Genomic DNA, 13,677 nt, shown 5'->3' on the forward strand with positions numbered 1-13,677 from the left:
TCCATGACGATCGCCACGAGAATCGATGAGGCGGCATTTAAGCCCGCCTCGCGGATCGCCTCTATCGGCGTTTCCACCATTCTTCAGATTGGCGCGCGCGCCAGTGCGATGAAGCGGAAAGGCCTGCCAGTCATTATCCTCGGCGCCGGCGAGCCGGATTTCGATACGCCTGATAATGTGAAGGAAGCGGCGAAAGCCGCCATCGATCGTGGCGAAACGAAGTACACCGCGCTCGACGGCACGCCAGAGCTGAAGAAGGCGATCGCCGGAAAATTTCAGCGCGAAAACGGCATCGACTACGCGCTCGACGAAATAACCGTGGCGACGGGTGCCAAGCAGATCCTGTTCAACGCCTTCATGGCGTCGATCAATCCGGGCGACGAGGTCATCATCCCGACACCCTACTGGACCTCCTATTCCGATATCGTCGAAATCTGCGGTGGCGTGCCCGTTCTGATCCCTTGCGATGCCGAAGCCGGCTTTCGCCTCAAGGCTGATCAGCTGGAAGGGGCAATCACGCCGAAGACGCGCTGGCTGCTGCTCAACTCGCCGTCGAACCCATCGGGTGCGGCCTATTCCAAGGCCGACTATCTGCCGCTGATCGAGGTGCTGCTGCGTCATCCGCATGTCTGGCTGATGGTCGACGACATGTATGAGCACATCGTCTATGACGGATTCGAGTTCGTCACGCCCGTTGCGATCGAGCCTAGCCTCAAGAGCCGCACGCTGACGGTCAACGGCGTCTCCAAGGCCTATGCCATGACCGGCTGGCGTATCGGCTATGCCGGCGGCCCCAAGGCGCTGATCAAGGCGATGGCGGTCATTCAGAGCCAGGCGACGTCCTGCCCCTCCTCCGTCAGCCAAGCGGCGGCGGTTGCCGCACTCAATGGCCCGCAGGGCTTTCTTTTAGGTCGCAAGGCAAGCTTCCAGCGTCGGCGCGATCTGGTGGTCGGAAGGCTGAACGCTATCGAGGGTCTGGATTGCCTTGTACCGGAAGGTGCCTTCTACACATTTTCAGGCTGCGCCGGCGTGCTCGGAACGACAACGCCATCCGGAAAGTCCATCGAAACGGATGCGGACTTCTGCGCCTATCTGCTCGATGAAGCCCATGTTGCCGTCGTACCCGGCTCGGCCTTCGGACTGTCGCCCTATTTCCGCATTTCCTACGCGACGTCGGAAGCCGATCTTGTCGAGGCCCTCGATCGCATCGAAAGGGCCTGCGCGGCTCTCCGGCGCTAAAGCAATTCTCGTGGAAGCGCGAAGTCGAACTGCGTGAAAACAAAGAGATAGAGCATCTCCGTAATTCTGTTTAGAAACGGGGATGCCCTAGTCATCGCGTAAAGCGCCGGAAGCCTTCACATCATGATACCACGCCTCGTTTCGGCGAAAGACAGCCTCAGACAGCAGATCGGCGCCCTTACGCGCCGACTGACTGCACTCAACTTTCAAGGCCATGTCGAGACGGATGACGGCGCGCGGACGGTCGCCTCGACCGACAATTCCATCTATCAGATCAAGCCGGCCGCAATTCTCTATCCTCGCGGCGCCAACGACCTGAAGGTCATCGCAGCCACCATATCCGAGCCTGCCTTCTCCGACCTTGCCATCACACCGCGGGGCGGCGGAACCGGGACGAACGGTCAATCCCTGACATCAGGCATCGTCATCGACTGCTCCAGGCATATGGACCGCATTCTGGAGATCGATCCAGTACGAAGGATCGCGCGTGTCGAGGCTGGCGTCGTCAAGGATCAGCTCAACAAGGCGCTCAAGCCATACGGGCTGTTCTTCGCACCCGAACTTTCCACCTCCAACCGCGCTACCATTGGCGGCATGATTTCCACCGATGCCTGCGGTCAGGGCTCGTGTCTCTACGGCAAGACCAGCAACCATGTTCTCGGCCTTCGCGTGGTGCTTTCCGATGGCAGCGATTGGTGGTCGCGCCCGCTCGCCGAGACCGAGCTGGAAGAGATCAAGACTCGCAAGGATCGCATTGGAGAGATCCACAGGGTCGTCGATGCAATCGCCAGGGACAAAAGCGAACTGATCGCGGCGACCTTCCCCAAGCTCAATCGCTACATAACCGGCTACGATCTCGCCCATATCAGACACGACGACGGCCGCTTCGATCTCAACGCGGTACTGTGCGGCTCGGAAGGCACGCTTGCCATGATCGCCGAGGCCGAACTCAACGTGCTGCCCATCCCGGCGCAATCGGCTCTCATCAACATTCGCTATGACAATTTCAACGCGGCGCTTGAGGATGCACGGCGGCTGGTGGCGCTGAAGGTTGCTTCGGTCGAGACGGTCGACGAGAAGGTGCTGGGTCTCGCCAAGGGCGATATCGTCTGGACCGGCATCGCCCACTTCTTCCCCGAGGATGCCTCCGGCGCGGCCAATGGCATCAATATCGTCGAAGTACTGGCTGATGACGGCCACGAACTGGAGCGCAAGCTGGCGGATGTGACCACCGCCCTCGATAACAGCTCTTCCGCGCGCCACAAGGGCTATACGGTCGCCCGCGAAAGGGCCGAGATCGAGGCGATCTGGTCGATGCGCAAGCGCGCTGTCGGCTTGCTTGGCAATGTCGAAGGGCCGGTGCGGCCCGTCCCGTTTGTCGAGGACACCGCCGTTCCCCCGGAGCATCTGGCCGCTTACATCAGCGAGTTTCGCGCGCTTCTCGATGCCGAGGGGCTGGATTACGGCATGTTCGGCCATGTCGATGCGGGCGTGCTGCATGTCCGCCCTGCCCTTGATCTCACCCGCGCCGACCATCAGCCGCTCGTCCGCAAGATCAGCGACGGCGTCGTTGCCCTCACCCGCAAATATGGCGGCGTGCTTTGGGGCGAGCATGGCAAGGGCGTGCGCTCGGAATATGTACCCGCCTACTTCGGTGATCTCTACCCCAGCCTGCAGGAGATCAAGCGCGCCTTCGACCCGGGAGATCGGCTCAATCCCGGCAAGATCGCTTCCGGCTCATCGCGCTCGTTGCTCAAGATTGACGAAGTGTCACTGCGCGGTGACTTCGATCGCGTTATCGGCAACGATATCCGCGCCGCCTTCGATAATGCCGCCTATTGCAACGGCAACGGCGCCTGTTTCGATTTCGATGCCACAAGCCCGATGTGCCCTTCCTTCAAGGCGACAGGCGATCGTCGCTACTCTCCAAAGGGGCGCGCAGCGCTGATGCGGGAATGGCTGCACCTGCTCGCCGAGCGGAGGGTCGATCCGCGGCACGAGGCGGAAGTGCTACGTCGCACCAACCCTCTCGGCAATCTCCTGCGGCGGGCGGTCAACTCGCTCAATCCCACCAACCGAGATGACTTTTCCCACGAGGTGCGGGCGGCGATGGACACCTGCCTCGCCTGCAAGGCCTGCGCCGGCCAATGTCCCGTCAAGGTCAGCGTCCCGGCCTTCAGATCGAAATTCCTTGAGCTCTATTATGGTCGATACCTTAGGCCGCTGAAGGACCCAATCGTCGCCGCCATCGAAACGACATTGCCGCAGATGGCGCGCTTCAGGCCAGCCTATAATCTTATGACTGGTTCCCGCACCGGCCAGACCTTGCTACGGCTTGCCGGCCTCACCGCGCTTCCGACCATGCCTGCCATATCGCTCGAACGGGAAGCCGGTCGTCTCGGCGTGCGGATCGCCACGCCGGAACATCTACAGAAACTCTCGTCGGAAGAGCGCGCCCGTGCGGTCGTCATCATTGCCGATGTGTTCTCGGCTCATTTCGACCCGGCGGTCGTACTGGCTGCGCTCAAACTCGTCCTGAGAATGGGCTTCAAGCCGTGGCTCGCCATGTCGCAGAGCAACGGCAAGGCCCTGCATGTGCATGGCTATCTCGGCCGCTTCGAAAGGGCGGCAGGGAAATCCCGTGCCTATCTCGATCGCATCTCGCAGACGGGCATCCCGCTTGTCGGCATCGATCCGTCTATGACGCTCACCTATCGCAGCGAATATGCCGCCCTGCCCTCTGCCCGGCTACAGGCGCCGGTGCTGCTGCTTCAGGAATGGCTCGCGGCTAATCTCGACCGATTGCCGCCGCCACGGGCGTTGCCGCAAGAGCGCTTCACGCTGCTTGCCCATTGCACGGAACGGACGAATGCTCCGGCCGCCCTCAAGCAATGGTCCGCTCTCTTCGGGAAATTGGGTATCAAGCTCGATATGGCCGATGTCGGCTGCTGTGGCATGGCCGGCACCTTCGGCCATGAGCTGCGCAATCGCGCCATCTCGGAAAAGCTCTACGCGATGAGCTGGCAGGACAAGATCGCCGAGCACGGCAATCAAACCGTGGTCATGGCAACCGGCTTCTCCTGTCGTTCGCAGGTTGCCAAGATTGATCGTCAGACCATCCAGCATCCCGTTGAGATTCTCGATCGGCTGATTGCCTAGCCGCTTCAGAGCCGCTGCCAGCGGCCAAAACACATGTGGCGCCCGAAGGCGCCACATCTCGAAAATAGTAAGTGGAAATAGCCGCTTAGACTGCTTCTCTCATCCTGAATTTCTCCAGGCTGTAAACCTGCCCGAAGCGATTGTTAAGGAAGTCACCGAGGTCGATTTCCTCCTGGCAGACGAAGCCCTTGGCGGGAAGCTTGCCATGCGAAAGCAGATCGAGAACCGTCGTGATGCCGGCGGCCGTGGTGATCTGGATGGCGCTCATCTTCTTGCCGGCGACGACGCCCGCATAAACCTTGTTGGCATAGGTCTCCTGCATGTAGCGGCCATCGCGCCAGCCACAAACAGTGACGAAGACGACGACCACGTCCTGCATGGTGGCGGGCAGCGCGTTTTCGAACAGATCCTTCAGCACATCGCGACGGTTCTTGAGGTTCAGGTCGTTGAGCAGCGCCTTGATGATGGCCTGGTGGCCGGGATAGCGGATGGTGCGGTAGTTCATGGTGCGCACGCGGCCAGCGAGCGTCTTGGCGAGCGTGCCGAGGCCGCCGGACGTATTGAAAGCCTCATAGGTAACGCCATCGAGGGAGAATTCCTCCCGCTCTTCCATGGCTGGCACGGTGACCAGCTTGCCTTCGACGATCGCTTCGCACGGCTCGATATATTCGTTGATGAGGCCGTCCGTGCTCCAGGTCAGATTGTAGTTCAGGGCGTTGGACGGATATTGCGGCAGTGCGCCAACGCGCATGCGGACACTGTCGAGGCTGTCAAAACGCTTGGCAAGATCATTGGCGACGATCGAGATGAAGCCCGGTGCCAGGCCGCACTGCGGGATGAACGCGGTGTTTGCCCCTTGCGCCAGCTCTTCAACCTTCTTCGTCGTGGCGACATCTTCGGTGAGATCGAGATAATGAACGCCAGCTTCAAGCGCCGCTTCCGCGACGAAGCCTGTGAGATGGAACGGCGCTGCCGATAATACGGCGAACTTGCCCTTCAGGACCGCAACAAGCCCGGCGCGGTCTGCGATATCGACGGCGGCGGTGGAAATCGCAGGGTGGCGATCGATCTTGACCAGCTGCTCCTGGCTGCGGTCAGCGACGACAACCCTGTAATCGCCTGTATCGGCCAGAATGAGAGCGATCGCCCCGCCGATCTTGCCTGCACCGATGACCACTATGTCCTTCATATAAATCCCCTGCATTTCATTGATAAGATTTTTATAAGTGTAGGCAGGAGTTGAACGATTCATAGCGACATAAAACGCATTTCGTTGTATAATTCTATACAAAACGACGAAGATATTTCGCAGAATGCAGGAAACGTCATGCAAGTTACAGATAAGGACCGCGAACTGATCGCCTTGCTGGGCCAAAATGCCCGCATGCCGGTGGCAACGCTCGCCAAAAGGCTGTCGTTGTCGCGCACCACCGTCCAGGCGAGGCTCGAGCGATTGGAGCGAGAAGGTGTGATTGCGGGCTATGGTGTGCGGCTGTCGGAGACCTATCTTTCCAGCCTTATCCGCGCGCATGTGCTGATCACCATCGCGCCGAAGGCGCTGTCGGCCGTGACGGCGTCGCTGGACGCAATCCCCGAGGTGACGACGCTTCATTCTGTCAGTGGCACCTTCGATCTGATCGCCATTATCGCGGCGCCGTCGATCTCTGAGCTGGACCAGCTGATCGACGGCATCGGCACGATCGACGGCGTCGAGCGCACCCTGTCATCCATCATTCTTTCGACGCGGATCTCACGCTAGCACCGGCATATCAGCCAAGCGTCGCCGGCTCCATCTCAGGGGTGGTGGAAAGGACTGCCTCCTTCAAAGCCCGCGAATAGGGATGCTGCGGGTTGTCGAGAACGGCGCGAGCGCCACCCTGCTCGACGATCTCGCCCTTCTTCATGATGATGATGCGGTCGCTGATATAGTAGGCAGTCGCCAGATCATGGGTGATGTAGATGATCGAGAGACCGAGCTCCTTCTTCAGCTGACCGAAGAGATTGACGATCGCCATTCTAAGCGACGCATCGACCATCGAGACCGGCTCGTCGGCCACCAATAGCCGCGGCTGCGGAATGAGTGCTCGGGCGATCGCGGTTCGCTGCAACTGCCCGCCCGACAGCTCATGCGGAAATCGCCCCTTCACCTCGGCAAGCGTCAGGCCGATATGGGCGAGCGCCGTATCGGCCATATGCTCGATTTCGGCACGACTCGGACGAGATCTATCGGGCGAAAAATTCTGCGCTGTTTCAAATAGATATCGGTCGATCCTCTTAAGCGGATTGAACGCCTCGAACGGGTTTTGAAGGACTGGTTGAACTTCGCGCATGAAGGCCCGCCGCTCACTCTTGCCGTGAACGGCAACGGGACGCCCGCGAAAATTCAGGCTTCCCTCGGTCGGCGCCGTCTGACCGAGGATCATCGCCGCAATCGTCGACTTTCCCGAGCCGGATTCACCGACGATGGAGAGGATTTCCGGCTCCTCTCCCAAGGTCAAACTGACATCATGCACCGCCACTATCTGACGATGGCTGAGCATGCCGCCCTGACGATAGATCTTGCTGACATGCTGGAGTGAAAGAAGATCGCTCAAACGTGTCCTCCCGTCACTGCGAAGCAGGCAACGCGCCGATCCGGCTCGACGGCCACCATCGGCGGCGCTTCGCGGCTGCAGATATCCATGCGCTTCGGACAGCGCGGATGAAAACGACACCCCTCCGGCGGCATGGCAAGATTGGGCGGTCGGCCCTCAAGCGACGGGCGCTCGGAGGCGTCGCCGATCCGCGGCAGGCTTGCGACCAGATGCTGCGTATAGGGATGCAGCGGCAGCTGGAAGAGCTTGCGCGTCGGCGCCTCTTCCACCAGCCGGCCGGCATAGACGATGCCGATTCGGTCGGAAACCGCGGCGTGAACGCCCATGTCATGGGTGACGAACAGGAAGGACGAGCCCATCTCGCGCTGGATCTCGCGGATCATCGACAGCACGTCGCGCTGGACGATGACATCGAGCGCCGTCGTCGGTTCGTCGGCGATGATGAATTCCGGCGTCAGGATGGTGGCGAGCGCGATCGTCATGCGCTGCCGCATGCCACCGGACAATTCATGCGGATAGGCGTCGAGGAGATGGGCGTCGAGCTTCAATCGCTGGAGATGAGCGCCTACGCGGTCGAAGAAGGTGGCGCGATCGGCCTTCATGTGGCGGAAGGCGAAATCGGTGAACGAATGCCGGATACGCCGCACAGGATTGAGCACGTTCATCGAACCCTGCATGATGTAGGAGAGATGCCGCCAGCGAAGCGACGCCCGCTGCTCCGGCGTCATCGCGTATATATCCTGCGTTCCGCCGTTGAAGTGAAAATTGACTGCACCCGATACAACGCGAAGCGGCGGCCGGATGGCACCCGCGATCGTCTTGATCAGCGTCGTCTTGCCGCTGCTCGATTCACCCGCAACGCCATAGATCTCGCCGCGACCGATCGACAGGCTGACATCATCAACCGCCCGCACCTCTCGGTCGATGCCGTAGAGGAAAGCCCGGTAATATGCCTTGAGGTTGTTGACCTCGACGACAGCCTCCATGCCTAGCCCCCCATCCGGTTCAAACGACTGCGAGGGTCGTTGTATTCATTCATCGACATCGACAACAGGAAGAGCGCCATGAACAGCACGACGATGGCGGCGACGGGTGCTGCGACCCACCACCATGTGCCGGCGATCAGCGCCGAATGCGCATTGGCCCAATAGATCATCATGCCCATCGTCGGTGTCTCGATGTCGGTGAAGCCGAGCACCGACAGCGTGATCTCCATGCCGATCGACCAGATCATATTGTTCATGGTCGTGGCGAAGACGATCGGCAGCACATAGGGCAGATGCTCCTGGACGAGGATCTTGGACATGCTCATGCCGGAATAGACGCTCTGGGTGGTGAAGGGCCGCGTTTTCAGGCTGATCGCCACGGAGCGGATCAGGCGCGCGTCGTAGGACCAGCCGAGCGCCGCCATGACGACGATCAGCACCGTCCAGGTCATGCCGTCCTTCAGCACGAAATAAAACAGAATCAGCAGCGGAAACTGCGGAATGACCATGATGCTGTCATTGATCGCCATCAGCACGCGATCGACGGCACCGCCGGCATAGCCCGCCACCAGCCCGACCACCAAAGAGATGATACGGGACAGAAAAGCGACGCCGATGCCGAAATACAGCGTGTTGCGCAGCGCGACGGCAAGCTGCCAGAAGACGTCCTGCCCACGCGACGTCGTGCCCAGCCAATAGTCCCCATCCGGCGGCATGTCGGGTGGCAGCAAATAGAGGTCGGAAGGACCATAGGGCGAGAAATAAGACAGGATCACCATGCCGACGATCACGGCAAACAAAAGCAGGCCGCAGAGGAATTCGCCATTCTGTCGAGCAAGATCACGAACGATCGTCAGCATGGGCCTATTCCACCTTGATGCGCGGGTCGATCAGCGGACCCAGTATGTCGATGATGAAGACGGCGGCGGCAACGCCGACGATCGACAGCGCGCTTAGCCCCAAAACAAGGCTGTAGTCGCCGGCATGCACGGCCGAAATCAGGAGATTGCCGATGCCGGGATAGCCAAAGACGATCTCGGTGATCACGGTGCCGTTGAAGACAGCACCGAGCGACATGGCAAGGCCGGTGAACTGCGGCACCATGGCATTGCGGGCGATATAGGAGCGCAGAATCTTGCGCTTCGGCACGCCGCCGAGCTCGGCGAAGACAACATAGTCCTCGGTGATGATATTGGAGACGAGCGCCCGCATACCGATGAGCCAGCTACCGGTCCCAACGAGGATCAGCGACAGCGCCGGCAGGATGGAGTGGCGCAGGATGTCGAGTACCAGCGTCAAGGAGAGATCCAGATTGGTGTTCATCTCATAGCCGCCATTGATCGGCAGGATCGGCCAGATGTAGCCGAACAGGATGATGAGAACGAAGGCAAGGATGTAATAGGGTATCGGCTGCATGGCGATGAAGACGAGACTGATCGCCTTCAGCAACATGCTCTTGCGATAATAGCCCGCCAGCGCGCCGATCATGTTGCCAAGCAGGAATGTGATGATGACAGAAACGGTCATCAGCCCGATCGTCCAGGGCAGCGCCCTGGCAATAATGGCAGAAACGGGCGTCGGAAATGCCGAGAGCGATGGCCCGAGATCGCCGGTCGCAAGGCGTCCCCAGAAATGCAGATATTGCTGCCAGATCGAACCTTCGAGCCCGTAGAGTTCGCGAAGGGACTGACGCATCAGTTCGACGGCGCGGGGATCGGATTGGCCCATCTGCTGGATGGCGCCGATGCTTTCCTCGACGGGGTCGATCGGCGTCATATGCGTGATGAAGAACGTCGCGGAGATGCCGAGGAAGACAACGAGCAGAAACTGGCCAAATCGTTTCATTACAAAAACTGGATAGGACGTCATGCCGTCGTCTTCCTTGCTGCTCGCAGCTCACCGCTGATCGAAAAGATCGCCGGTCCGCTTCTCGCGCCCGGCGATAGGTGCCTGATGCGGCATATCTGCCGCATCAGGGTAGGGAGATTTACGGCTGTGCCGGCTTGAGCTTCACCATCATCAACCGCGAGTTTGCCCAATTGGGAACGGGGTCGGTATAGGGATCTGCGATCGTCGGGTAACCCTTCCAGTAGGTCGTATCCATAGACGTGAAGACGTTATAGGACATCAGCGGAATGGTCGGCATTTCGCGGGCCACCAGCTTCAGATAGTCCTTGCCAAGCTCGATACCTTTCGGATCATCGGCGCTGATGCGACGAATGTTCTCGATGATCTTGTCGAGCTCAGGATTGGACCAGCGTTGCCAGTTACGTGGCGCCTGGTTCTCACCCTTCTTGGCGACGAATTCCGAATGCCAACTGTCGAGGAAGAAGGACAGGTCGGGATCGCCGCCCCATGTCTCGACGCTCCAGGCGATGGCGACTTGGTAGCTGCCGGGCTGCAGCCCCACCTGCCAGAGATTTGTCGTCGGCGCCGCCTTGGAGTCGATCCCGAAGGCCGCCCATTGCTGGGCGATCAGCGTGCCGGCCCGAGTGAAGACGGAGCGGGTGTCGCCCTCGACCGTCAACCGGATCTTGAAGGGTTGGCCATCCGGCGTCATCCATTTGCCGCCCACCTTCTTGAAGCCAGCCTTTTCCAGAAGCTCGGCGGCCGCCTGCGGATCGGGCTTCCACCAACCATAGCCGAAGGCGGCGCTGATCGCGGCCGGATCGGTCGGGATCTGATCCTTAAACTTCGGCTGCTTGCGCAGGATATCGGCAATCTGCTGGCCGATCGTTGGATCATAGGGTTTGATCTTGCGCTTGCCGGTGTCGACCTCGAAATTCTTCAGCCAATCCTGCAGCGGCGCCTGATAGTCGGTCATGGCAATCGCGGTCGGCGGAACACCGAGCGCGGAAAGCGTCGCCGCGCCGCGATAGCTCGCCATATCGACGGCCTTGATATCGATCAGCAGCGCCAAGGCCCAGCGTACGTCGGCATTTTGGAACAACGGGTCCTGATTGTTGAAGATCACCGCCGGCAACGTCGGATCGGGATGGGCGAAGGGGAAGCCGGGGAACCAGCTTTCGACCGTCTTCGACTTTTCCTTCAGCGTGAACATGCCCTCCGGCGTGTTGTCGTGAATGATATCGAGGTTATGTTCCAGCTGGGCGATGGTGCGCTTATCCGGCGGACCGGGATCGACATAGCTCACATATTTCGGCGCCGGCTCGCCGAAGCGGCCAAGCGAGGTACGCTGCCAGTCGTCGCGCTTCTCCCAGGTGTACCATTTGCCCTGCGGGTCAAAGGCCTTCAGCTTGTAGGCGCCGAGCGAAATGGGATTGGCGTTATCATAGCGGACGGGATCGGCGACCTTCTCGAAGACATGCTTCGGCATGATCCACGCCCCGTTCCAGCGGACGGTAAAGATCGCATGGAAGCGCGAATTCGGCTTTTTCAGCTTAAAGACAACAGTGTAAGGGTCGGGCGCCTCGACGCTTGCAACCTGCACCGAGAAAGCCGCGCTCCAGACCATGCCCGGATGGTCCATCTGCGTCTTGACGGTGTAGACGACATCGTCTGCGGTGAATTCGACGCCGTCGCTCCAGTAGAGACCTTTGCGCAACTTCACCGTCATCTGGGTGAAATCATCATTATATTGCGGCTTGTCGGCGGCGAGCGAATTGTCCCAGGCCGAGCCGCCCAATCCCTTTTCCGGATCGATGTACCAGAGCGTATCCATGGTCAATTGCTGGAGACCGGTCGAAACACCGCCGCCGCCATTGACCCAGATGTTGAACCAGCCGGGATTCTTGATCGTTCCCTCCGGGTTCTCGACGATCAAGGTCTCCTTGCGAGGCAAGGACGCAAAATCCTGAGCCTTGGCTGTCGCGACGAGGCCGAATGTGGCCAGCGCGACGCCGAAAGCGAGCTTTTTCCATTGCTGCATGATCTCTCCTCCCTTTGTTGTCGATTGAGCGCAGTGCCGAACAGGGTCGGGCGGACCGCGACTTTCTTCCCCTTATGCTTCCCAAGCCAAGCGGGACCGCCTCCTCGCGATCCAGCAGCCGCCGTCTGTCACACCGACAGTCGGATCACCGTGTAGGACAGCGGTTTCAGCGTGGCGCGAAGCCGACCGTCCTCCACTTTCGCGTCGCCCGTGTTTGTGGGAACCACAGCATTCGGATGGGATGCCGTGTTGACCGCACGCAAGTCCTCATGAACCATCTCGTGCTGCTCGATGACGCGGGCGCCGGCAAAGCCCTCCAGTCGGGTATCGAGATCGAGCGAACTGTTGGGATGGCGATTGACGGCGAATAGCGTCACCATCTTGCCCACCTCGTCGTGAACCGCCGATACATCGAGATAAGGCACGTCGTCGGCCTCGTCGCTGTCATAGGTCGGACCATCGGTGATGAGACGCAGCGCATAACCGCGACCGTATTTCGAGGCGAAATAAAGCGGATAATAGATGGTCTGCCGCCATGCCGGGCCGCCATCTTCCGTCATGATCGGCGCAATGACGTTGACGAGCTGCGCGATGCACGCAATGCGGACGCGATCGGCGCGGCGAATGAAGGTATTGAGGATGCCGCCGACTTGCAGCACATCCTCGAAATTATAGACATCCTCAAGCAGATGCGGCGCATCCGGCCATTCGTCCCGCGCCAGAATATCCTTGTCCTGCTGGTTGGAATGGTACCAGACGTTCCATTCGTCGAAGGAGATGCCGATCGTCTTCTTCGAGCGCTTCTTCGCCTTGATATAGTCGATGACGCCGCCGATGGTGACGATGTAGCGATCGAGCTTTTCCGCCTTGGCCAAATAGTTGAGCGTATTCCTCTCGCGATTAGCGAAATACATGTGCAGCGAGATGTGATCGGCGCTGTCGTAGCACTGGTCGAGAACCTGCGCTTCCCAATCCGGATAGGTCTTCATGTCGGAATTGGAAGAACCGCAGACGACTAGTTCCAGCGATTTGTCGAAACCGCGCATGGCTTTTGCGGTTTCATCGGCGAGACGGCCATATTCGAAGGCCGACTTGTGACCGACCTGCCAGGGGCCATCCATCTCGTTGCCGAGGCACCACAGCTTCACGCCGTGGGGATCAGCCCAGCCGTGCTTGCGCCGCAGGTCCGACCAATAGGTGCCGCCGGGATGGTTGCAATATTCGAGGAAGTTGCGGGCGTCGTCGAGACCGCGTGAGCCGAGGTTGACGGCAAGCATCGGCTTGGTGTTGGCCTTCCTGCACCAATCGACGAATTCGTTGACGCCGATCTGATTGCTCTCGCGGGTTCGCCAGGCAAGATCGAGGCGCACGGGGCGCTCTGATCGTGGCCCGACGCCGTCCTCCCAGTTATAGGCGGAAACGAAATTGCCGCCGGGATAGCGGCAATAAGGCGAGTTCAGCTCGCGCACGAGCTCGATAACGTCCTTGCGAAAACCATGCTCATCGGCAGTTGGATGGCCTGGCTCGTAGATGCCGCCATAGATCGCCCTGCCGAGATGCTCGAGAAAGGAGCTGTAGAGCCGATCGTCAATATCGGCAATTCGGAAATCACGGTGGACGATCACATGCGCCTTCACGGCCTTCCTCCCTTATATATCAAATATCTCGTTCTTATACCTTGATCTTGATATACTTTTGGAGGGCCGTCAACGCAGCTGAAACGAAAAACAGCACAAAGGCAGCAAGGCCAGTACCTGTACATCGACAATATAAATAGCAAAAACAATAGTTTATAAAAAATATGACTTAT

General features: G+C 59.6%; 10 protein-coding genes. 3 read left to right on the forward strand and 7 right to left on the reverse strand.

Translation table 11 applies throughout. The annotated features are described in order from the left end of the window. Window positions 1-3: 3 nt before the first annotated feature. Both ACIQWP_RS17065 and ACIQWP_RS17070 read left to right on the forward strand, forming a co-directional pair. Window positions 4-1,239 (forward strand): pyridoxal phosphate-dependent aminotransferase, encoded by a 1,236-nt coding sequence (locus tag ACIQWP_RS17065; protein WP_402789306.1) that lies wholly within the window; start codon window positions 4-6, stop codon window positions 1,237-1,239. 123 nt (window positions 1,240-1,362) lie between these two features. After that, window positions 1,363-4,398, forward strand: a complete 3,036-nt coding sequence (locus ACIQWP_RS17070; RefSeq protein WP_402789309.1) for an FAD-binding and (Fe-S)-binding domain-containing protein — start codon at window positions 1,363-1,365, stop codon at window positions 4,396-4,398. Between the two features lie 85 nt (window positions 4,399-4,483). Here ACIQWP_RS17070 and ACIQWP_RS17075 read toward each other — a convergent pair whose 3' ends face one another. Continuing rightward, window positions 4,484-5,587 carry a saccharopine dehydrogenase C-terminal domain-containing protein gene (locus ACIQWP_RS17075; RefSeq protein ID WP_402789312.1) on the reverse strand — a complete coding sequence of 368 codons (1,104 nt, stop codon included), beginning with the start codon at window positions 5,585-5,587 and terminating at the stop codon, window positions 4,484-4,486. Window positions 5,588-5,725: 138 nt separating this feature from the next. Between ACIQWP_RS17075 and ACIQWP_RS17080 the strand changes: the two genes are divergently transcribed. Further along, a complete protein-coding gene (locus ACIQWP_RS17080) occupies window positions 5,726-6,157 on the forward strand; it encodes an Lrp/AsnC family transcriptional regulator (RefSeq protein ID WP_402789315.1) in 432 nt (143 codons plus the stop codon). A gap of 10 nt (window positions 6,158-6,167) precedes the next feature. Here ACIQWP_RS17080 and ACIQWP_RS17085 read toward each other — a convergent pair whose 3' ends face one another. From ACIQWP_RS17085 to ACIQWP_RS17110, 6 genes are all read right to left on the reverse strand, one after another. Then, entirely contained in the window at window positions 6,168-6,992 is an 825-nt protein-coding gene (locus ACIQWP_RS17085; RefSeq protein WP_402789318.1) for an ABC transporter ATP-binding protein, read from the reverse strand. After that, window positions 6,989-7,978 (reverse strand): ABC transporter ATP-binding protein, encoded by a 990-nt coding sequence (locus ACIQWP_RS17090; protein WP_402789321.1) that lies wholly within the window; start codon window positions 7,976-7,978, stop codon window positions 6,989-6,991. Before ACIQWP_RS17090 ends, ACIQWP_RS17085 begins: the two co-directional genes overlap by 4 nt. 2 nt (window positions 7,979-7,980) lie before the next feature. Further along, complete coding sequence (locus ACIQWP_RS17095; RefSeq protein ID WP_402789324.1) at window positions 7,981-8,838, reverse strand: ABC transporter permease; 858 nt, start codon at window positions 8,836-8,838, stop codon at window positions 7,981-7,983. A 4-nt stretch (window positions 8,839-8,842) separates the two neighbouring features. Next, window positions 8,843-9,847 (reverse strand): ABC transporter permease, encoded by a 1,005-nt coding sequence (locus tag ACIQWP_RS17100; RefSeq protein ID WP_402789327.1) that lies wholly within the window; start codon window positions 9,845-9,847, stop codon window positions 8,843-8,845. Between the two features lie 118 nt (window positions 9,848-9,965). Then, entirely contained in the window at window positions 9,966-11,867 is a 1,902-nt protein-coding gene (locus ACIQWP_RS17105) for an ABC transporter substrate-binding protein (RefSeq protein WP_402789329.1), read from the reverse strand. Window positions 11,868-11,995: 128 nt separating this feature from the next. Next, window positions 11,996-13,504 carry an alpha-N-arabinofuranosidase gene (locus tag ACIQWP_RS17110; protein WP_402789331.1) on the reverse strand — a complete coding sequence of 503 codons (1,509 nt, stop codon included), beginning with the start codon at window positions 13,502-13,504 and terminating at the stop codon, window positions 11,996-11,998. Window positions 13,505-13,677: the final 173 nt, after the last annotated feature.

It is taken from the genome of Rhizobium sp. NPDC090279 (genome assembly GCF_044769665.1).
Classification (GTDB): Bacteria; Pseudomonadota; Alphaproteobacteria; order Rhizobiales; family Rhizobiaceae; genus Rhizobium.

Bases quoted from the DNA above. Each gene is read 5' to 3' on its own strand.
- ACIQWP_RS17065 (WP_402789306.1), top strand. From the start codon at position 4: ATGACGATCGCCACGAGAATCGATGAGGCGGCATTTAAGCCCGCCTCG.
- ACIQWP_RS17070 (WP_402789309.1), top strand. From the start codon at position 1,363: ATGATACCACGCCTCGTTTCGGCGAAAGACAGCCTCAGACAGCAGATC.
- ACIQWP_RS17075 (WP_402789312.1), bottom strand. From the start codon at position 5,587: ATGAAGGACATAGTGGTCATCGGTGCAGGCAAGATCGGCGGGGCGATC.
- ACIQWP_RS17080 (WP_402789315.1), top strand. From the start codon at position 5,726: ATGCAAGTTACAGATAAGGACCGCGAACTGATCGCCTTGCTGGGCCAA.
- ACIQWP_RS17090 (WP_402789321.1), bottom strand. From the start codon at position 7,978: ATGGAGGCTGTCGTCGAGGTCAACAACCTCAAGGCATATTACCGGGCT.
- ACIQWP_RS17095 (WP_402789324.1), bottom strand. From the start codon at position 8,838: ATGCTGACGATCGTTCGTGATCTTGCTCGACAGAATGGCGAATTCCTC.
- ACIQWP_RS17100 (WP_402789327.1), bottom strand. From the start codon at position 9,847: ATGACGTCCTATCCAGTTTTTGTAATGAAACGATTTGGCCAGTTTCTG.
- ACIQWP_RS17105 (WP_402789329.1), bottom strand. From the start codon at position 11,867: ATGCAGCAATGGAAAAAGCTCGCTTTCGGCGTCGCGCTGGCCACATTC.